Origin of the sequence: Nitrincola sp. (assembly GCF_048264025.1) — a bacterium.
Taxonomy (GTDB): Bacteria; Pseudomonadota; Gammaproteobacteria; order Pseudomonadales; family Balneatricaceae; genus Nitrincola.
This window is the reverse complement of sequence record NZ_JBLXDN010000002.1, coordinates 217937-237439: the sequence shown is the minus strand read 5'-3', so window position 1 is coordinate 237439 and position 19503 is coordinate 217937. Positions and strand designations below refer to the sequence as shown.

Genomic DNA, 19503 nt, shown 5'->3' with positions numbered 1-19503 from the left:
CAGAAGAGACACTATGGAAAACTGGACCCTCGACAGCTGGAGAAGCAAACCCATCGTTCAACAGCCTGTTTATCCTGATCAGGATGAACTGACGGCGGCTGAGCAGCTACTCGGTAAATTTCCACCCTTGGTATTTGCAGGTGAAATTCGCTCACTGACACGTTCACTGGCAAAAGTTTCCGCTGGCGAAGCCTTTTTGCTGCAAGGGGGCGACTGCGCCGAGAGCTTTAGCGAGTTCAGTGCCAACAAGATTCGCAATACCTTTCAGGTGTTATTGCAGATGGCGGTGGTCATGACCTTTGCCGGCAGTAGTCCGGTGGTCAAAATTGGTCGAATCGCAGGTCAGTTTGCCAAGCCTCGTTCAACCGGCACTGAAATTTTAAATGGCATAGAGCTACCCAGTTACCGTGGTGACATTATCAATGATATCGCCTTCAATGCCGAAGCGCGCCAGCCTGATCCCAAACGCCTGATAGCGGCTTACCATCAATCGGCGTCAACGCTGAACCTGCTGCGCGCCTTTGCCAGTGGCGGATTTGCTGATCTGCATCAGGTACACCGCTGGAACCGTGGTTTTATCGACAAGAGTCCACAGGGCGAGAAATATCAGCACTTGGCCGACCAGATCACCCAAACCCTGGCTTTTATGGATGCCTGCGGTATAAATTCACAGAACACACCGCAGCTGCATGAGACCTCGCTCTATACCTCGCATGAAGCGCTGCTGCTGAACTACGAACAAGCCCTGACCCGTCAGGATAGTTTGACCGGAGACTGGTATGACTGCTCCGCACATATGCTCTGGATAGGGGATCGCACCCGTCAACCGGATCATGCGCATGTCGAATTCCTGCGTGGTGTACATAACCCCATCGGTATCAAGATTGGTCCCAGCACCCAGTGTAATGACCTGCTGAAACTGCTGGATCAACTGAACCCAGGCCGCACGCCAGGCCGTATCACCCTGATTGCACGCATGGGCGCCGAGAAGATTACCGAACTTCTACCACCGATAGTGCGTGAGATCAAAGCCTCCGGACACCCGGTGGTGTGGAGTTCAGATCCGATGCACGGCAATATCATGAAGGCCTCAAGCGGTTACAAAACCCGCAGTGTTGATGCCATTTTGAAAGAGATGAAAGGCTTCTTTGAAGTCCACCGCGCCGAGGGGACTCATGCCGGTGGTGTGCACTTTGAGATGACCGGTGATAACGTCACCGAGTGTATCGGTGGCGCTTTCCAGATTACCGAAGAAGGTCTGGCCGATCGTTATCATACCCATTGTGATCCACGCCTGAATGCCGACCAATCCTTGGAACTGGCTTTTCTGATTGCAGATACACTCAAGTCGGCACGAGGTTAAGATGGAAAAACTGCTGACACAGTTGCTGCAACATGATGATAACCGTCTGCGCATTTTTGATATGGGTCGTCGCATCAGCAAACTGTCGATCGACACCTTTACCCAGGTCGAGCAGAACCGCATCCCCTACCCACTGCCTTTTTTACACCATGCCTGGGTAGGTCTGCTGTTATGGAATCCATCGGCTAAGGATCAGAACCTGATCTGGTTTCTTAAACTCCCACTGGACGAGCAAGGCTATCTGATTCAAGCGGCGCGTGACGATATTGTCAATCGCCTGCTGCAGAATGCCATCGACCCACAGGCTGAACAGGATGCGTTGAAAGACAATCCTTTTGCCTTCACCCCCGATCAGGAAAAAATGGCCAGTTTTCATGCGCTGGCCAGCTGTACTCTGAAAACCCCCGCCTCGCGTTACTACGAAGATGTGCAGCAATACCTTGCCGGCCAATTGGAGAGCGACTATTGGAGTAATCTGGGATTACAGGGGCTAGCGGACTTTGTGATGCGCCTGGATCAGGGAGACAATGCACTCCATCTGCGCAAGCGTTTAACACAACTGCCGGAGCCCTTGCTGCTGATGCTGGCTCGTTTGCTGGAACATGCCCAGCCAAATGCAGCCCTTCAGCAGCAACTGGCGGATCTTCTGCTGCAGTTGTTACAACAATCCGACACCCCGCCGGAATTGATTGCGGCACTCATTCGCAGCCTTTGCGGAGGCCGTGACAAGATACGTGATCAGGCCATGGATGCGGTGTTAGCCAGCCCCTATTCGTTGGAAGCTGAAGTGATCGTAGCACTGGCAACTCGCTGCCATAAGTGTCTTGAAGAACCGCAGCGCCTGCAGCTGTTTCTGGAACAACTGGCCGCCGGTAAAGCGGGTCAACTGGGCTTCAACCGCATCCTCAGTGACCTGATGTTTCTTGCTGACCTGCGCCCTCGCATCCTGGAAGCTTTTCGCGATCCCAAGCGCAGCGACACACTCAGCCGAGCCATCGGAGAGATGCTCGGTTCAGGGTTTTCCACCACTGGTCACACCCATTGAGGTATCGACTGGCAACAGCAGGCTCAGGCCCATGGCCTCAACCTGCTGTTGCGCATCTGCGCGTAAACGCTCTCTGATCCGTGTACCCAGAGGTTTGGTCATGTAATACAACAGGCTTTCCGGGAGTTGATGTTCAGTCGCGAAGGCCTGAATAAAACGCGCAGTGGTATTGTCCTGCTGATCACTAATCGCTTTGGGAATGGGCTGTTCCAGCGTCTCACCCCGACGGACCCGCTGACAGAACAGATCATAGGCATAACCAAATTCTGGCAATACCTGTCCCTGCTCCTCAGCACGCAAACGGAACCAGCCAGTTTCCTTTCCAGCCAGATAGACCGCCACATGGCTCCAGCTATGCGCCAACGGATCAGCCGCATACTGGCAGGCTTCCTGATAAGCGGCATAGGGGGCAGGCAAACCAAAATCACCATTGATGCTACGCAGAATGGCCAGAAACTCCGATACCGTTGGCATCCAGGCCAGGGTTTCTTTGCAACGATTGACGGCGGCAACCAGATCCGTTTCTGCATAACCACGCAAACTCAAGGCCCACTCCCGCTTGGCCAAACGGATTTCATTTTGGGTTTCAAAACAGCTTTTGAACTTGTGGCCATAGATCGCCATAAAGCGGGCGAAAATCATATTCACATGGGCTTTGGTTTCAAGCGGTATATCGGCAATACGGCTTTCATCGGCCGCATAGTCGTCACCAATCGGTGTCCTTGATGTCCATGATGGCCGCGGTAACCCGTTTTCGGTTTTCGCGAGTATCTCTTCGGGTGTTTTCATTCAATTGACCTGACGGTTGCTGTTCATTTGCTCTGGGTGCGGCATCACGGGATTGCTTCTTAACCCACTCTCGCTTGACCCAACCAAGAAATTTTTGATCCCAGTTGGTTTCCTTGCGATCTTTATCCAGCCAGTAAAGCACAAACTCATCCAGACACTGAGACGAAAAAGCCTCAGGTATTCCCTGACGCGACAGCATGTCATGAAAAGCAGGCCCAGGGGCCCAGCCCATGGTCATCGGGATCAAGCGCTGATTACGCTCTTCATGCCAATCAAAGATCTGCTCCAGCTCATCCTTATGACGGCGCCAGCCGGAGGTACCACCAAATACCGGCGCTGGCCCACGCTGGCGACCCTTAGCTGCTGCAGGAGCCGAGGCCGGTGGTGGAGTATCGTAAACCGGCAAGGAACGAGCGACAGGTGCAGGCGATGAAGCCTGCTCAGACGGAGGAGCTGGCTGGTTTGACTGAATTGGCTGCTCTGCAACTCGCTGGCGTTGTATTTTCAGCGTGCCCCCCTGACCACGCTCAACGTGTAGCAATGCCTGATCCTCCAGGCTATCCAGGGTCAGGTAAAAGTGTGCTTCGCTCCAGAAAGGCGTCAAGACTTGCCAGTGGCCGGGAGGTAACAACAATCCATCATCGCCCGGAGACCGGGCTCCTACAACACCTGGTTCGCCCGGGGACCGGGATTCTACATGATGGGCATTACTGTTGTGGGAGCTCGCTCCGCGAGCGATGGTTTTATCGCCCGGGGACCGGGCTCCTACGCTGAGACAATGAAATTGTTCATTGAGCAGGCTTAACAAAATAGCCTCATCTGTGCCATAACGCTCAGCTATAGACGGATAAAACAGCACCGGTTTTTCAGGAAACAACTTACTCATAAACGCTCAACTACTCAGTCCTGCTTAGCCATCATTGGCAAAATCTTCCACGGCACGCAACACATCAGCACGTGAAATCATGCCGATCAACTTACCGGCTCTGACAACCGGCAGACAACGACGGCCTTTATCGATAAAGGTTCTGGAGACGGAAATGATATCCGCATCATGCTTGATAGTATCGACATCACGTGACATATAGTCTTCCACCTTACCGCCGCTACCCATCTCTTCTTCGTGGTATGTCTGGCTGAGAATGGCACGCAAACCATCCACTTCTGAAAGCAGCCCTACAAGATCCCCGTCAGCATTGGCTACCGGAGCGGCTGACAGTTTGTATTCACGCAGAACCATCAAGGCACGAAAAAGGTCCATTTCTGGTAAGAAGGTGACCAGCTTACCTGCCATATAATCCTGAGCTTTAACAGATCTTAGCATTGTCATTATCCTCTGTTGACCGATCCTTCAGGACAAATCTATATTTTATCCCGCTTGTTTATAAGTGTAGCGTATTTTTTACTGAGCCCAGCTCTCTATTGGCCCGATCAGGCAAACACGATAGTTTTATTACCATGCACCAGCACCCGGTCTTCAAGATGCCAGCGCAACCCTCTCGCTAATACTGATTTTTCTACATCACGTCCCAGCCGAACCATTTCTTCGGGATGATCACGGTGGCTGATCCGAGTCACATCCTGATCGATGATCGGTCCGGCATCAAGATCCTCAGTCACATAATGACAAGTAGCTCCGATCAATTTGACCCCACGTTCATGCGCCTGATGGTAAGGGCGTGCACCGGCAAATGATGGCAGAAAGCTGTGATGGATATTGATGATACGGTGTGGGAAATGGGCACACATACCCGCGGGCAAGATCTGCATATAGCGTGCAAGAACCACGGCATCGGCATCGTGCTCCAGAATCAGTTTTTCCACCTGATCAAAGTGCGCCTGTTTATTGTCAGGATCGACCGGCACATGGTAGTAAGGAATCCCGTGCCACTCAACCATGCTGCGCAGCTTGTCATGATTGGAAATCACACAGGGTATTTCGCAGAAAAGCTCATCACTATGGTAACGATACAGCAGGTCGGCAAGACAATGTGACTCACGACTCGCCATCAACACGATCCGCTTGGGTCGATTGGAATCCTGTATTTCCCAGTCCATGCCGAAGGAATTAGCGATGGGGGTAAAGGCTTCTTTTAGCGCCTCCAGGCTAAAGGGCAAGGTGGCTGCGCTGATTTCCACGCGCATAAAAAAACACCCGGAAACTGGGTCTGAGTGCTGGTTAGCATCGGCAATGGAGCCACCGTGGCTGGAAATAAAATTACTGACCATTGAGACAATGCCCACCCGATCAGGGCAAGAGAGTACCAATCGAAAACGGCGTTCCATGATTTAAAAATTCCCGCAAGTTAAACACGCGCATATCTTAGCAGGAACAACTGCGACAGCGAACCGTCCGTTGCGGACAAGATCATTTTTCACGCTGATAAAGCAGTTCAGTTTCGATAGCGCTCAGAAAATCACCCTGTTGCAAACCGCCAATTTTGTGGGTGTACCAAACCACTTCAACTTTTCCCCAGCTTGTGAGTAAATCCGGATGGTGACCGATGGACTCAGCAAACGCCCCCATGCGATTGGTAAATGCCAACGCGCTGGCAAAATCGACAAAGCTGAATTCACGCTTCAGCTTCAGTGCGTCCGCATCCTTGACCAGAACCCAATCCGGAATGACCCTCATCTCCGCCTGCGCCTGTTCAGCACTGAGCTTAGGCGCATCACTTCTACAAAAGTTACACTGTTGATCTTTCACTATACTCTCCTCAATATTGGCCTCATGATACGGGCCTCATTGCCAACCTATGTGAGGTCGGCTTTACTTCAGGGTAAACTCGGTATCTACTTTCATTTAACCGGCATTCTTTCCTGTATTGGTGCCATTTGGGTAAAGGATAGTTCCTCAATATGAATTTTGTACCTGAACGCATGGCACCCTTGCGAGCCCGTCGCATGGGGATAGACACACACCATGAGCCAACTCTCTACTTGCGTGCGGAAAGTCCGGTGTGCCGCTCTGAAGGCTTTGAAAGCCTGTCGCGCATTCTAGCAACCAGTCATGCTGATAAATGCATCATTGCCTCGTTGAATATCATCACCAGTGATCTGATCAGTGATGATGAAGTGGGCTTCTCCGAGGTCGCCTGGCGCCGTTTCAAGGTAGAACCGGGAGCCCCGGTGTGGCTGTCTCATCCACGCCCGGTACATTCTCTTTCACATGTACGCGCCAAGGTCTATGGCCACCGACTCAGCGATGCGCAATTCAGTGACATTATCACTGATATCGTTGACGGTCAGTATGCTGAAGTACATTTGGCCGCATTTATAACCGCCTGCGGTGATGACAAGCTGGACGATGATGAAATCACCTCACTCACGCGTGCCATGGTGGATTCTGGTAGCCGCATCGACTGGAAATTGCCGGTGGTGCTGGATAAACACTGCGTAGGCGGACTACCAGGAAACCGCACCACGCCGATTGTAATTTCTATACTGACTGCCTGTGGGGTCACTATTCCTAAAACCTCATCACGTGCTATCACCTCGCCCGCAGGTACAGCAGATACTATGGAGACACTGACCAACGTCAGCTTGTCCCTAGATCAGATGCGAGATGTTGTCAGGCGCGTGGGAGGCTGTCTGGCCTGGGGAGGATCAGTACGTCTGAGTCCGGCCGATGACTTATTGATACAAGTCGAACGCGCCCTCGATATCGATAGTGAGGGGCAGTTAATTGCGTCGGTACTATCGAAGAAAATTGCTGCAGGTGCCACACATGTACTGATCGACATACCGGTCGGACCGACGGCTAAAGTGCGCAGCCAGGAAGCGGCTGACAAGCTCGCAGCCAGCTTTAAAACAGTTGCCGCCAATCTTGGCCTGAATATCCGAGTATTGTTTACCGATGGTTCACAACCTGTCGGTCAGGGTATAGGACCTGCACTGGAAGCCAGGGATATTCTTGCCGTACTGCAAAACCTGGCTGATTCGCCGACTGATCTACGTGACAGAGCGGTATTGATTGCCGGTGCCATGCTGGAGATGGTCAAAGACCTGGCACCAGGAGAAGGGATCGATCTGGCGATGAAAACACTGATTTCAGGGGCCGCCTGGAACAAATTTATGGCCATCTGTGCCGCTCAGGGTGGTATGAAGTCTCCCCCCATCGCCCCTTATCGCTTTGCCCTGATTGCCAAACAAAGTGGCATAGTGACCAACATAGATAACCGCCAACTGTCCAAGGTGGCCAAACTTGCCGGCGCCCCGGCTGATCCGGCCGCAGGCGTTGATATGCATGTACATTTAGGCCAATCGGTAGCGGCCGGAACAGCCTTACTGACCATTCACGCTGAAAGCGTTGGAGAACTGAATTACGCGGTGGATTATCTCGGTGAACATACCGAAATAATCTGTTTAGCCGCCGAACGCAGAGACAAGGAAAAGCACTGATGACAACACTCTTTTATAACCTCGAATCAGATGCTGCCCTGGCAGCACAAATTTGCACAGCACTGCCTGCCGAAGCTGGCACACTGGAAATACGCCACTTTCCGGATGGCGAGAGTTATGTACGCATACATGATAGCTGCCAGAACCGCCCCTGCGTGGTTTTCTGCAATCTGTTTCATCCTGATAACAAGTTGTTGCGCTTGTTATTTTTGGCTGACACACTGCATGAACTGGGAGCCAGCCAGGTAATACTAGTAACCCCTTATCTGGCGTATATGCGCCAGGATAAACGCTTTCATGACGGCGAGTGCGTCAGCTCTGTACCCTTTGCCCGTTTGCTCTCCCAGGCATTTGACGGACTAATCACTATAGATCCACACCTGCACCGCTATGCCAGCCTCTCGGAAATCTACACGATACCAACAACTGTCGTGTCAGCGGCTCCGTTGATTGCCAAATGGATCCAACAGCATATTGCCAATCCAGTACTGATCGGGCCAGACAGTGAAAGTGAACAGTGGGTCTCCCATGTGGCTAAGCTGGCCAGTGCTCCCTTTCAAATTTTAGAGAAACAACGCTTTGGCGATTATCAGGTATCCGTTTCTCTACCGGAACTAGCCCCCTACCACGACCACCAACCAGTACTGGTAGATGATATTATTTCCAGTGGCCGGACCATGCTGGAAACTATTGCTCACCTCGATCAGGCTGGCCTGCCACGCACGACAGCGATAGGCGTGCATGGTATTTTTGCTGGTAGCGCCTATGCGCAATTGAGTGAAAAAGCACGCGTGGTAACCACTGACTGCATTCCGCACATCAGTAATCAGATTGAGACCAGTACCGCTCTGGCAGCCGCGATTCGCTTATTACAAACAGGCCATTCGGCAGCGTAAACCTATTCAGGATCAGCTATGACAACTCCGACTATTGATTTACTCAAACAACATCGCTCTATTCGCAAATTCACCCAACAAACGCTTTCACCAGACTGGATCAATGCCATTATCGAAGCCGGTCAAGCGGCAGCCACTTCTAGCTTTATTCAAGCCTGCACAGTGATTCAGATTACCGATAAGCACAAGCGCGAACAACTGGCTGAATATGCCGGGAATCAGGCTTATGTCGCCACGGCTCCGGTATTCCTGGTGTTCTGTGCCGATATGCAGCGGCACAAGCTGGTATGTGATATGCACCAGGCCGAGATGCTCAGTGGCTTTACCGAGCAGTTCATTACCGCCACTGTAGACTGTGGTCTGTTTGCCCAGAACTGTGCCATAGCAGCAGAGTCCCTGGGACTTGGCGTCGTCTATATTGGTGGTATTCGTAATCAGATAGCGCGGGTGTCCGAGCTACTGGCGCTGCCTGAGCTGGTCTATCCGGTGTTCGGCATGTGTATCGGCCACCCCGATCAGGATCCAGAAATAAAACCCCGCCTCCCCCTGTCTGTAGTATTAAAGCAGGATAGTTATGATGACAGTAACGATGCTGACAGCATCCGCGAGTATGATTTGGCGGTCAGAGACTACTATCGCAGCCGCACAGGTGGCACCAAAGAGATGAGCTGGAGTGAACAAATTTCCGGTATGCTAGTGAAAGAAGCGCGTCCGCACATGCTGGATTTTCTGCACAGCAAAGGCTTTCTAAAACGCTAAAACTTCGGGTTCACGGCACCTGCATGCAGCCGTGAACCCGCTCGATCAAAGCGCCTGCATCCACGCCTTCATCCATGCCACAGCCACCCCTTCCGGATCGGCTGTTTCACAGGCATCAATATACAGTACCTCGCCGATACGTTGCGCCTGAAGCTCTTGCAGCAACTCATCGCACTGCCGCCCGGCATCGGCAAAGGTATCATAGGAGCTATCACCCAGTGCAATGACGCCATAACGACGCTCTGGCATCAGCGGAAACTGTTCACGCAACTCACTTACCAGTGAATAAATATTGTCAGGCAACTCTCCCTGACCGGTTGTGGAGGTACAGATAATCAGCACAGCCTCAGGTTGCGCCAACAAGTCATCCAGCGTTGCGTTCGAATATATCTCGGCTTCATGGTCAGCACTGCGCAGCAGCTCGGCACATTCTTCGGCAACTGATGTACTGTTACCATACACAGACCCTACTGCGAAGATCACACTCGCCATACTTCTCCCCTTTATCCTTTATTAAAACTTACTGATTTACAGGCATGATAATCGATAGTATCGCTACTTAACACGGTGAAGATTCAGGGCTTTTGCGCTATTCTATTAGTCAGGTTACCTGCTTGTCGGAGATAGAGACCATGTTAGACGATTATTTCAGTGCCCTGCTGATAAAACTGGAACGTAAAGCCACCCAGCGCGCGGGGCAGCAAACAGTCACCCTGCCAATACATCAGGAAGACCTTTTCAGGCTACAAGCGCTTTGTGAGGTATATGCGGTGTCGATGGAAGAGCTTGGACCCGCTCTATTTCAAACCTTGCTGCAGGAAATTGAAGCACGCATGCCCTATCGACCAGGGCCGCGAGTCATCCGCGAAGAGGATGGTGATCCTGTCTATGAAGATATTGGTCCGACACCACGTTACCTTGAGATCATCAGGCGACTGGAAAAAACCTCGGATAATTCGCAATAAAGAGGATTATATGACGCTATAAAACAAGACGGCGGACCCTTGGGATCCGCCGTCAGAAGGTACTATCTTAGTCTGAAATCAGACGATAGATACGTTCTCAGCCTGAGGACCTTTCTGGCCCTGGGTAACTTCAAAAGTTACCTGCTGGTTTTCATGCAGTGTACGACGACCATTGCCGTTGATTGCACGGAAGTGTACGAATACATCCGGACCGTTCTCCTGCTGGATAAAACCGAATCCTTTCTCATCGTTGAACCATTTTACGGTACCGGTAACTAGCTGTGACATGTCTTGCCTCTTTCTTTTACGTATTTGCCATCAATTGGCATTTTTTCAAAAGACCGGATTATCCGATCCCGTTTCTGTTCCTGTACCCGGATATTTCCGCATACACTGAACGCTGTTTAGAAAAACCGACCTAAATGATCGGCTTCTCAGAATCTGTTTCCGACTGAACGGACAAAGGCTGCAAAATTACGCACAAAGATTTCCCGAGGATGATGCCATCCTGACGAGGGAAAAACTGATTGATCGATTGAGTGGTGTTCAAACGAGGAAGTGAGCGAATCAGCCTAAGCTGTTTGCTGCTTTGTGAGTATGTGGATCGGAGTGGTGTGTTCCGATCAGTGGCGAACCGCAGTCCGCTTGTTTTAACTTGCATCAAATCTTCTATAACTCTAATCCAGCATCAAGGCTGGTAACCCGGTCAAAACATTTACAGACACGCTGTAATTCGAAGCACAACCGCTTACCGGGAAGCTGTTGATAAAAATAACTATACACCTGTTCCGACGAATTACAACGTTGAAAAGGTTAATAATTGCGGATTTTTGCAAAAACTCCACCCCTTTTTCACCCCTTCCTGTGTCCTACCGTTGCTGGTTTGCGATTTTTGCCCCCTTTGTGCGCACGTGGTGGCAATCCGGTATGCTGGGTCAACAGCTTTCCTTTGGCTGTGCCCGAAGTACGCGGCGCATTTTTGCGGCGCTGGCCTGGATAAGCTTCGGTAACCTCCTCGTCAGGTATTAATTGCTGCTCACCCGAACCGATCAAATCGGCACGCCCCATCGACTTAAGCGCTTCACGCAGCAGCGGCCAGTTTTCCGGATCATGCCAGCGTAAAAATGCCTTATGCAGACGGCGCTGTCGCTCACCTTTAACCGTGTCCACCTTCTCTGCGTTCTTCTTATAGGAAAGGCGACGCAAAGGATTACGCCCGGTATGGTACATGGCTGTTGCGGTCGCCATAGGAGAAGGATAAAAAGCCTGTACCTGGTCGGCTTTAAAGCCGTTAGTTTTCAGCCAAAGTGCCAGGTTGAGCATATCCGTATCGGTGGTGCCTGGATGTGCAGCAATAAAATAGGGAATCAGATACTGATCTTTGCCTGCTTCTTTGGAAAAGCGCTCAAACATTTTCTTAAACGTATCGTAGCTACCGATACCCGGCTTCATCATTTTATCCAGCGGCCCCTGCTCTGTGTGCTCAGGTGCTATTTTCAAATAGCCGCCGACATGATGAGTCACCAGTTCACGCACATACTCCGGATCTTCAACGGCCAGGTCATAACGCAATCCTGAGGCTATGAGGATTTTTTTCACGCCTTTGAGCTTACGTGCATCACGGTATAACTGTGTCAGTGCGGAATGGTCGGTATTCAGATTCGGACAAATGCCCGGATAAACACAGGAAGGTTTGCGACAGGCCGCCTCAATCTCCGTAGTTTTACAGGCGATGCGATACATATTGGCGGTCGGGCCACCCAGGTCTGAAATCACCCCGGTAAATCCTGGCACCTTGTCACGTATCTGTTCAATCTCTTTAATGATCGAGGTTTGTGAGCGATTTTGAATAATCCGCCCCTCATGCTCAGTAATAGAGCAGAAGGTGCAGCCACCAAAGCAGCCACGCATGATATTGACTGAGAAGCGAATCATCTTGTAAGCCGGAATCTCGGCCTTGCCATACAGCGGATGAGGCACACGGGCATAGGACAGATCAAAAACATAATCCATTTCGTCAGTGGTCAAGGGGATTGGCGGTGGATTCAGCCAAACTTCCTGATCACCATGCAGCTGCACCAGCGCCCGAGCATTGCCTGGATTGGTTTCCAGATGCAGTACCCGGCTGGCGTGGGCATAGAGCACTGGATCCTTGCTGACTTTCTCAAACGAGGGAATACGTATCACAGTTTTGCTGCGATCCAGGCGCACGCGGGGTTCAATATGCAAAACCTGCACTTCATCGTCCGCGTCCATTTCGGCGGTTTCACCTGAGCTGCGCTGCTCGATCTCGCACTCAGGAAGATCACGGGTATTGACGTAAGGATTGATGATTTTGTCGATTTTTCCTGGACGATCGATGCGCGTTGAATCGATTTCCATCCAGTTTTCTGGCGTATCTTTGCGTACAAAAGCAGTCCCGCGAATATCACGCAGGCTATCGATAGGCTCACCCGCTGCCAGACGATGTGCCACCTCGACTACCGCCCTTTCTGCGTTACCGTAAAGTAACAGATCGGCCCGCGAATCCAGCAAAATAGAGCGGCGAACTTTATCCTGCCAATAATCATAATGCGCAATACGGCGCAGTGACGCTTCGATCCCGCCAAGCACCAGCGGCACATCCTTATAGGCTTCACGACAGCGCTGGCTGTAGACAATACTGGCCCGATCCGGCCGCTTACCAGCGACATTCCCCGGCGTATAAGCATCATCAGAGCGGATTTTGCGATCGGCGGTATAGCGATTAATCATCGAATCCATATTGCCAGCGGCAATACCGAAAAACAGCCCAGGCTTGCCCAGCGCCTTGAAGGCTTCGGCGGAGTGCCAATCAGGCTGAGCGATAATACCGACCCGAAACCCCTGCGCTTCTAACAGGCGTCCAATAATAGCCATACCGAATGACGGATGATCCACATAGGCATCGCCGGTGACCAAAATGATGTCACAGCACTCCCAACCCAACTGCTGCATTTCCTGGCGGCTCATGGGCAAAAACGGGGCGGCCTTTGACTTACTCTGCCGGAATGCAGGGCGTGTATGGATCGGGGTGAATACCTGGGTCATGTAAAGCTCATTGAGTGAAATTCGACCAAAAATAGTAACAGAAAATGATGCATAACACCCACTATTGTCGAATATGAGGCAGAGGAATTGCTTTGGTGTGAAGCGCCAAGCAGGTGCCAGGTTGGGGTTTCAAAAACAGCAAAATATCATTTACGTTACAATGTCTTTTTATAGCAGAGGCTTTTCTCGACATGGCAATATCAACGCAGGATATCCCGCAGGCGACCCAGCTGGTGCAGCAATGGCTGGAACAGGTGGTGATAGGGCTTAATCTATGTCCATTTGCACACAAGCCTTATCGAGAAGGGCTGATACGCATACAGGTCAGCACGGTTGCAACAGAGGCGGAGGCGCTGGCTCTTATGGTTGAAGAGTTGGGATGTCTTGATGCAAGCCAGCCTGAAACACTGGAAACGACGATTCTGGCATTTCCGAACCTCTGGCCAGACTTTCTTGATTACAATGATTTTCTGGATCTGGCGGATGCCTGCCTGGTATCAGTTGATCGTGTAGACCAGTATCAGGTTGCCAGTTTTCATCCGCACTATCAGTTTGGCGGCACCCAGTCTGACGATGCCGAAAATCTGACCAACAGAGCGCCTTTCCCACTACTTCATCTGCTAAGAGAGGCGAGTGTCGCTGATGCGATTGAGCGTCATCCTGATGCTGAAGGCATACCTGAACGCAATATCCGACGTGTTGGTGAATTGAATGAAGCGGAACGACAAGCACTCTTCCCATGGCTTTAGCCTCTCGCCTCAGACTTACTGAGTGCTGGCGCGTCACAGTAACGTCTGGCCGCGAAGCACTTATGCCAAACCGACTTTACGCCGGCACCCAGGTTGGTAAGGGCTGATGGGATCGGATCTGTCTGACCCTGTGCGCCATGGATGGCGCACCGGAGCCCCCAAGGATGGGTTCACGGCGTGGCAGACAGATCTGGCCCATTAGGCCCTGGACACATGAAAATCAACCGTCCTGATTAATCTGCACAATCAGCTCGTTGAGAACCGTTTCAGCCTGATCGTTAGCCACCTGACAGGTACCTGCCGCCTGATGCCCTCCACCGCCGTATTTCAGCATGAGTTCACCAACATTGGTTTTAGAACTGCGATCAAAGATGGATTTACCTGTGGCAAACACGGTGTTCTGCTGCTTCAGTCCCCAAAGGACATGGATAGAAATATTGCACTGAGGAAAAAGTGCATAAATCATGAAGCGGTTACCGGCGTATATTATCTCTTCATTACGCAGATCCAATACCACCAAATTGCCGTGAACCGTTGCACAACGCTTAATCTGCTCCTTGAACTTGGTTTCCTGCTCAAAATACAGGTCTACACGCTCTTTAACATCTGGCAAAGAAATGATTTCATCAATATTGTGATTTTTACAGTAATCGATCAAATCCATCATAAGGTTGTAATTGGAGATACGGAACTCACGAAAACGCCCTAAACCGGTACGCGCATCCATCAAAAAATTCAACAAGGGCCAGCCTTGTGGATTCAGTACTTCTTCTGGCTCAAATTGCGCCGAATCGCCTTTATCCACGGCGTCCATCATTTCATCCCATTCAGGCGGGAAGGCTTCGTGAGCACCATAATATTTCCACACCACGCGCGCGGCTGAGGGGGCATCAGGATCAATAATATGATTGTCGCGTTTCTCATTACGCAGAGTTTCAGACAGGTGGTGGTCAAATGCCAGATACACACCCTCGACATAGGGCAGGTTGGTTGAGATATCGGTGGCGGAGATAGCCACACTGCCGTCCTGCATATCTTTGGGATGCACAAATTTGATATCGTCAATCAGATCCAGATGCTTCAGTAATACGGCACAAACCAGTCCATCAAAATCACTGCGTGTGACCAGGCGAAACTTTTGAGCTGTCATGGGATTATTGACCTCCAACCAATTAGTCTTCAAGTGTGGGTAAAACATACCCGCAAACCTGTGAAATAGGAACCGTTATAGCCAATAAACTCACTTCTCATACGTTTAACACCCTGCTGCAACTTGCTATGCTGTAGACTGCTATCTGACCGGACACAGGGACACTTTTTCATGGCTTTTTTAAAGATACGTTCATCGCATTTTTCGCTTGCATTAGCCCTGTTGCTTGCCGCTTTATTGGCAATATGGTTACTCAGCGGCTCAGTTTACACCCTCGCCACTGATGCACCTGAATTTACCCCTGCTAGTCAGGAAGCTGAACGCCCTGTTGTGGAAATACAGATACTGCAAGCTAGCACCTACCACCCCCGTCTCCAAGTGCAAGGTCAGTTGGTACCCTATCGACAAAGCACCCTGACAAGTCGGATCAACAGCCAGGTCGAAGCCTGGCATGTCCGCCAGGGTCAAGCCGTTAAAGCTGGTGAGCTGATTATTTCATTGGATCAGGAAGACCGTCAGGCACAGCTACAACGTGCTGAAGCTGACCTGCGACTTGCTGAAGCCAATCTGCAGGCAACTGAGCGTCTGAAAAGCCAGAACCTATCCTCGGAAACAGCGCTGTTAAATCAGCAGGCCCTGGTTGCCAGCACCCGTGCAGAACGAGACCGAGTAAGTATGGAGCTGCAACATACACAAATCTTAGCCCCCTTCGATGGTTTTATTGAGTCTTTACCGATTGAGGTTGGCAACAGCATACAACCAGGTGATGCCCTGGTGAGCCTGGCCGATACACGCACCTTGAAACTAACCGCCGATATCCCACAACAAAAAGCCAGCCAACTGTCCGAAGGGTTGACCACCGAAGCCCAACTGCTGGACGGAGGCCAACTGACAGGAAAAATCAGCTTTATCGCCCATGTAGCTGATAGCGCCACGCGCAGTTATCGTATTGAAGCCCAGATAGATAATCCGGAATTGCGTCGCGTAGCCGGGGCCAGCGCTACGATTAGTATTCTATTACCCGATCTGTCAGCACACAGGTTTTCACCCGCACTACTGGCGTTGGACAGCACAGGACAAACCGGTGTCCGCATCATCAACGATGAACAAATCATGCAGTTCATGCCAGTGCAGATTCTCAGCCTAGACACCGGTGGTGTCTGGGTCAGTGGCTTGCCTGCTGAAATCAAGCTGGTAACCCAGGGCGCCGGTTTTGTCAGTGAAGGCGAACAGGTTACCGCCGTTCAAGTGGAGTCAGACTGATATGGAGTCTCTGATCCGTGCCGCATTGTTTCGCGGCCGCGCCACCCTGACCCTGTTTATATTCTTGATGTTGGGTGGGCTTGCCGCCTATCAGATCATTCCCAAAGAAGCCAATCCAGATGTCGTCATTCCGATGATGTATGTGTCGATGAGTCTTGAAGGCATCAGTCCGGAAGATGGTGAACGCCTGCTGATCCGTCCAATGGAGCAGGAGTTACGTTCACTGGAGGGGGTCAAGAAGATGACCTCAACCAGCAGCGAAGGCCATGCATCGGTCATGCTCGAGTTTGATGCCGGTTTCGATCCTCAAAGCGCATTACAAAACGTTCGCGAAAAAGTTGATACCGCCCAGTCAAACCTCCCTTCAGAGGCTGATGAACCCAGTGTGCATGAAATCAACGTAGCCCTGTTCCCAGTGCTGTCCGTTGCCCTATCCGGTCCTGTGTCTGAAGCCGAACTGGTCTACATGGCACGGCGTCTGAAAGAGCTGATTGAAGGCATCCCTGAAGTCCTTGAAGTGGATATCGGCGGTGACCGAGAAGATCTGCTGGAAATTATTGTTAATCCCCAGGTACTCGACAGCTACCAGATAGATTACACCCAGTTATTTGATCTTGTCTCCCGTAATAACCGTCTGGTGGCCGCTGGCAGCCTCGATACAGGTGCCGGACGCATGTCGATGAAAGTACCTGGGGTCATCGAAAATCTGGATGATGTACTCAGCATGCCGGTGAAAGTTGACGGCGACACAGTCATCACCTTTGCCGACATTGCGGTGTTACAGCGCACCTTCAAAGACCCGTCAGGTTTTGCCCGCATTAACGGTCAGCCAGGTATTGTACTGGAAATCAGTAAGCGTGCCGGTGCCAACATCATCGACACCAACACTCAGGTGCGCGAGCTGGTTGAGCAGGCGCGTGCACAAATGCCTGAAGACATCAGCATCGATTACATCATGGACCAGTCCGATGAAGTCCGGGTAATGCTGGATGAGTTGCTAAACAACGTGTTGACCGCCGTAGTGCTGGTACTGATGCTGATCATAGCCACCATGGGGTTAAAGTCAGCAGTAATGGTCGGACTGACAATTCCCGGTGCATTTCTAACCGGTATTCTGTTGGTCTGGGCAGTTGGTTACACACTGAATATTATTGTGCTCTTCTCACTGATTCTGGTAGCCGGCATGCTGGTCGATGGTGCCATCGTTGTCAGTGAACTGGCCGATCGCCACCTGCGTGAAGGCCAAGAGCCAAAAGAAGCCTGGATAGGTGCTGCCACGCGTATGAGCTGGCCGATTATTGCCTCCACTGCCACGACGCTATCAGTGTTTATTCCACTGCTGTTCTGGCCCGGCGTGGTAGGAGAGTTCATGAAGTACCTTCCTGCTACGGTGATTCTCTGCCTGCTGGCGTCTCTGGCTATGGCACTGATCTTTCTGCCAACCATGGGCGGCATACTCTCAGGTCGTGTGCCCAAGGAAGAAACCCAGGCCGGACTTTTTACCCACGCTTACCGGCGCTTGCTATCAACCCTGCTCAAAGCCCCCTGGTTGACCCTGCTCGGCATGCTGTTACTGATTATGTTGATCTATGCCGCCTATGGTCGTCTCAACCACGGCGTTGAATTCTTTCCAGATATCGAACCGGAAACCCTGCAGCTGCAAGTCCGTGCGCGCGGTGATCTTTCCGTGTATGAAAAAGATGATCTACTGAAGCGAGTGGAAGCTCGTCTGAACCATTATCCGGAGGTCGAGTCGGTTTATGCCCGTAGTTTTGCCATGCCATCGATGCAAATGGGCACCGACGTTATAGGTATTCTGCAGTTCCGCTTAATCGACTGGCACCAGCGCCGAGCTTCCGAGTCTGTTATTCAATCGTTGCGCGAACTGACCCGGGACATCCATGGTATCGAACTGGAGTTTCGCAAGCAGGATATGGGGCCAGGAGAAGGCAAACCGGTCGAACTGCTCATCAGTGCCCAGGATCCACAACTGGCTGAACAGGCCGTGACCCAAATCCGGGCTCTGATGCAGGAACTGGGTGGTTTTGTAGATATAGAAGATGACCGTACCCTACCGGGTATTGAGTGGCGGCTGCAGGTGGATCGTGAAGCGGCGGCCCGAATGGGAGCCGATGTATTGAGTGTGGGCAATGCGGTACAACTGGTCACCAACGGCCTGATGCTGGCCACCTACCGCCCAGAAGATGCCACCGATGAAGTGGATATCCGCGTAAGGCTACCGGCAGACTGGCGCTCTATCGATCAACTCTCACGTTTAACCATCAACACCAACCGTGGACAGGTGCCACTGATCCACTTTGTCGATCTGGAACCGGCGCCACGTGTTGGTAATCTGCATCGTGTGGATGGTGTCCGGACTCTGACACTCCAAGCCGATCTGGCCGAGGGTTTCCAGCTGGATGAACGGTTGACCGCACTCAACAGTCACTTTGACCAGTTGCCTGAAGGTGTGCAAATACGCACTGGCGGGGAGGATGCCGACCAACAAGAGGCCTCACAGTTTCTTATCTCAGCCTTCATTATCGCTATTTTGCTGATGCTGCTGATTCTGCTGATACAGTTCAACAGCTTTTATCAGACCATCTTAGTGTTGTCAGCTGTCGTTTTTTCTACCGCTGGCGTATTACTGGGATTATTGATCAATGGCCAATCCTTTGGTGTGGTAATGGTAGGCATGGGTATTATTGCGCTGGCCGGTATTGTGGTTAATAACAACATTATTCTTATAGACACTTATAACACCCTGCGCCAGGAAGGCATGAGCGCTTACACAGCGGCACTGGAAACCGGCGTGCTGCGCCTGCGCCCTGTGCTGCTGACCGCCATCACCACTATCTTAGGGCTGATACCGATGGTGCTGGGAGTGAATGTCAATCTGCTTGAACCCAGCTTGGGCTTTGGCGCACCCTCAACACAATGGTGGACACAACTATCCAGCGCCATCGCCGGAGGTCTGGCGTTCGCCACACTATTGACGCTGTTGCTGACGCCCTGCATGTTGTTGCTGGGCACCAAAGTGCTGAAGCGCTAATT

The 19503-nt window shown here is 51.4% G+C and carries 18 protein-coding genes; 9 read left to right on the top strand and 9 right to left on the bottom strand.

Going from position 1 to position 19503, the window contains the following annotated elements; genetic code table 11:
* Positions 1-13 precede the first annotated feature (13 nt).
* Together ACN0R1_RS03240 and ACN0R1_RS03235 are read left to right on the top strand one after the other, a co-directional pair.
* A complete protein-coding gene (locus ACN0R1_RS03240) occupies positions 14-1363 on the top strand; it encodes a class II 3-deoxy-7-phosphoheptulonate synthase (RefSeq protein WP_417579874.1) in 1350 nt (449 codons plus the stop codon).
* 1 nt (position 1364) lies between these two features.
* The gene (locus ACN0R1_RS03235; RefSeq protein WP_417579872.1) at positions 1365-2408 is read left to right on the top strand and encodes a DUF3549 family protein; all 1044 of its coding nucleotides are present in this window, start codon (positions 1365-1367) and stop codon (positions 2406-2408) included.
* On the opposite strand, the gene ACN0R1_RS03230 is transcribed toward ACN0R1_RS03235, so the two are convergent.
* From ACN0R1_RS03230 to ACN0R1_RS03210, 5 genes are all read right to left on the bottom strand, one after another.
* Positions 2376-3197: a replication protein P gene (locus ACN0R1_RS03230; RefSeq protein WP_417579870.1), complete on the bottom strand. Its 822-nt coding sequence runs from the start codon at positions 3195-3197 to the stop codon at positions 2376-2378. The genes ACN0R1_RS03235 and ACN0R1_RS03230 overlap by 33 nt on opposite strands.
* The gene (locus ACN0R1_RS03225) at positions 3115-4083 is read right to left on the bottom strand and encodes a DnaT-like ssDNA-binding domain-containing protein (RefSeq protein WP_417579868.1); all 969 of its coding nucleotides are present in this window, start codon (positions 4081-4083) and stop codon (positions 3115-3117) included. The genes ACN0R1_RS03230 and ACN0R1_RS03225 overlap by 83 nt, the downstream gene beginning before the upstream one ends.
* 24 nt (positions 4084-4107) lie before the next feature.
* Positions 4108-4521, bottom strand: a complete 414-nt coding sequence (locus ACN0R1_RS03220; RefSeq protein WP_417579866.1) for a CBS domain-containing protein — start codon at positions 4519-4521, stop codon at positions 4108-4110.
* A gap of 107 nt (positions 4522-4628) precedes the next feature.
* Positions 4629-5483 carry a formyltetrahydrofolate deformylase gene (purU, locus tag ACN0R1_RS03215; RefSeq protein WP_417579864.1) on the bottom strand — a complete coding sequence of 285 codons (855 nt, stop codon included), beginning with the start codon at positions 5481-5483 and terminating at the stop codon, positions 4629-4631.
* Positions 5484-5565: 82 nt separating this feature from the next.
* A complete protein-coding gene (locus tag ACN0R1_RS03210) occupies positions 5566-5904 on the bottom strand; it encodes a 4a-hydroxytetrahydrobiopterin dehydratase (RefSeq protein WP_417579862.1) in 339 nt (112 codons plus the stop codon).
* A 152-nt stretch (positions 5905-6056) separates the two neighbouring features.
* Between ACN0R1_RS03210 and ACN0R1_RS03205 the strand changes: the two genes are divergently transcribed.
* Genes ACN0R1_RS03205 through nfsA form a run of 3 tightly spaced genes read left to right on the top strand, consistent with a single transcriptional unit; the run spans position 6057 to position 9253 of the window.
* The gene (locus ACN0R1_RS03205; protein ID WP_417579860.1) at positions 6057-7598 is read left to right on the top strand and encodes a thymidine phosphorylase family protein; all 1542 of its coding nucleotides are present in this window, start codon (positions 6057-6059) and stop codon (positions 7596-7598) included.
* Positions 7598-8494, top strand: coding sequence for a ribose-phosphate pyrophosphokinase (locus ACN0R1_RS03200; protein WP_417579858.1), 897 nt, complete (start codon positions 7598-7600; stop codon positions 8492-8494). Before ACN0R1_RS03205 ends, ACN0R1_RS03200 begins: the two co-directional genes overlap by 1 nt.
* A gap of 18 nt (positions 8495-8512) precedes the next feature.
* A complete protein-coding gene (gene nfsA / locus ACN0R1_RS03195; protein WP_417579856.1) occupies positions 8513-9253 on the top strand; it encodes an oxygen-insensitive NADPH nitroreductase in 741 nt (246 codons plus the stop codon).
* A gap of 45 nt (positions 9254-9298) precedes the next feature.
* Here nfsA and ACN0R1_RS03190 read toward each other — a convergent pair whose 3' ends face one another.
* Entirely contained in the window at positions 9299-9745 is a 447-nt protein-coding gene (locus ACN0R1_RS03190) for a flavodoxin (RefSeq protein ID WP_417579854.1), read from the bottom strand.
* A 140-nt stretch (positions 9746-9885) separates the two neighbouring features.
* On the opposite strand from ACN0R1_RS03190, the gene ACN0R1_RS03185 reads away from it, so the two are divergent.
* The gene (locus tag ACN0R1_RS03185; protein WP_417579852.1) at positions 9886-10218 is read left to right on the top strand and encodes a hypothetical protein; all 333 of its coding nucleotides are present in this window, start codon (positions 9886-9888) and stop codon (positions 10216-10218) included.
* A gap of 78 nt (positions 10219-10296) precedes the next feature.
* Here ACN0R1_RS03185 and ACN0R1_RS03180 read toward each other — a convergent pair whose 3' ends face one another.
* Together ACN0R1_RS03180 and ACN0R1_RS03175 are read right to left on the bottom strand one after the other, a co-directional pair.
* The gene (locus tag ACN0R1_RS03180; RefSeq protein WP_036520985.1) at positions 10297-10506 is read right to left on the bottom strand and encodes a cold-shock protein; all 210 of its coding nucleotides are present in this window, start codon (positions 10504-10506) and stop codon (positions 10297-10299) included.
* Positions 10507-11070: 564 nt separating this feature from the next.
* Complete coding sequence (locus ACN0R1_RS03175) at positions 11071-13287, bottom strand: YgiQ family radical SAM protein (RefSeq protein ID WP_417579850.1); 2217 nt, start codon at positions 13285-13287, stop codon at positions 11071-11073.
* 191 nt (positions 13288-13478) lie between these two features.
* On the opposite strand from ACN0R1_RS03175, the gene ACN0R1_RS03170 reads away from it, so the two are divergent.
* Positions 13479-14036, top strand: coding sequence for a DUF1415 domain-containing protein (locus ACN0R1_RS03170; RefSeq protein WP_417579848.1), 558 nt, complete (start codon positions 13479-13481; stop codon positions 14034-14036).
* Positions 14037-14256: 220 nt separating this feature from the next.
* Here the strand turns inward: ACN0R1_RS03170 and ACN0R1_RS03165 are convergent, their stop codons facing one another.
* Positions 14257-15186, bottom strand: coding sequence for an exopolyphosphatase (locus tag ACN0R1_RS03165; RefSeq protein ID WP_417579846.1), 930 nt, complete (start codon positions 15184-15186; stop codon positions 14257-14259).
* Positions 15187-15357: 171 nt separating this feature from the next.
* Here ACN0R1_RS03165 and ACN0R1_RS03160 point away from each other — a divergent pair, with 171 nt between their 5' ends.
* The gene (locus ACN0R1_RS03160; RefSeq protein WP_417579844.1) at positions 15358-16449 is read left to right on the top strand and encodes an efflux RND transporter periplasmic adaptor subunit; all 1092 of its coding nucleotides are present in this window, start codon (positions 15358-15360) and stop codon (positions 16447-16449) included.
* Between the two features lies 1 nt (position 16450).
* A complete protein-coding gene (locus ACN0R1_RS03155) occupies positions 16451-19501 on the top strand; it encodes an efflux RND transporter permease subunit (protein ID WP_417579842.1) in 3051 nt (1016 codons plus the stop codon).
* Positions 19502-19503 lie beyond the last annotated feature (2 nt).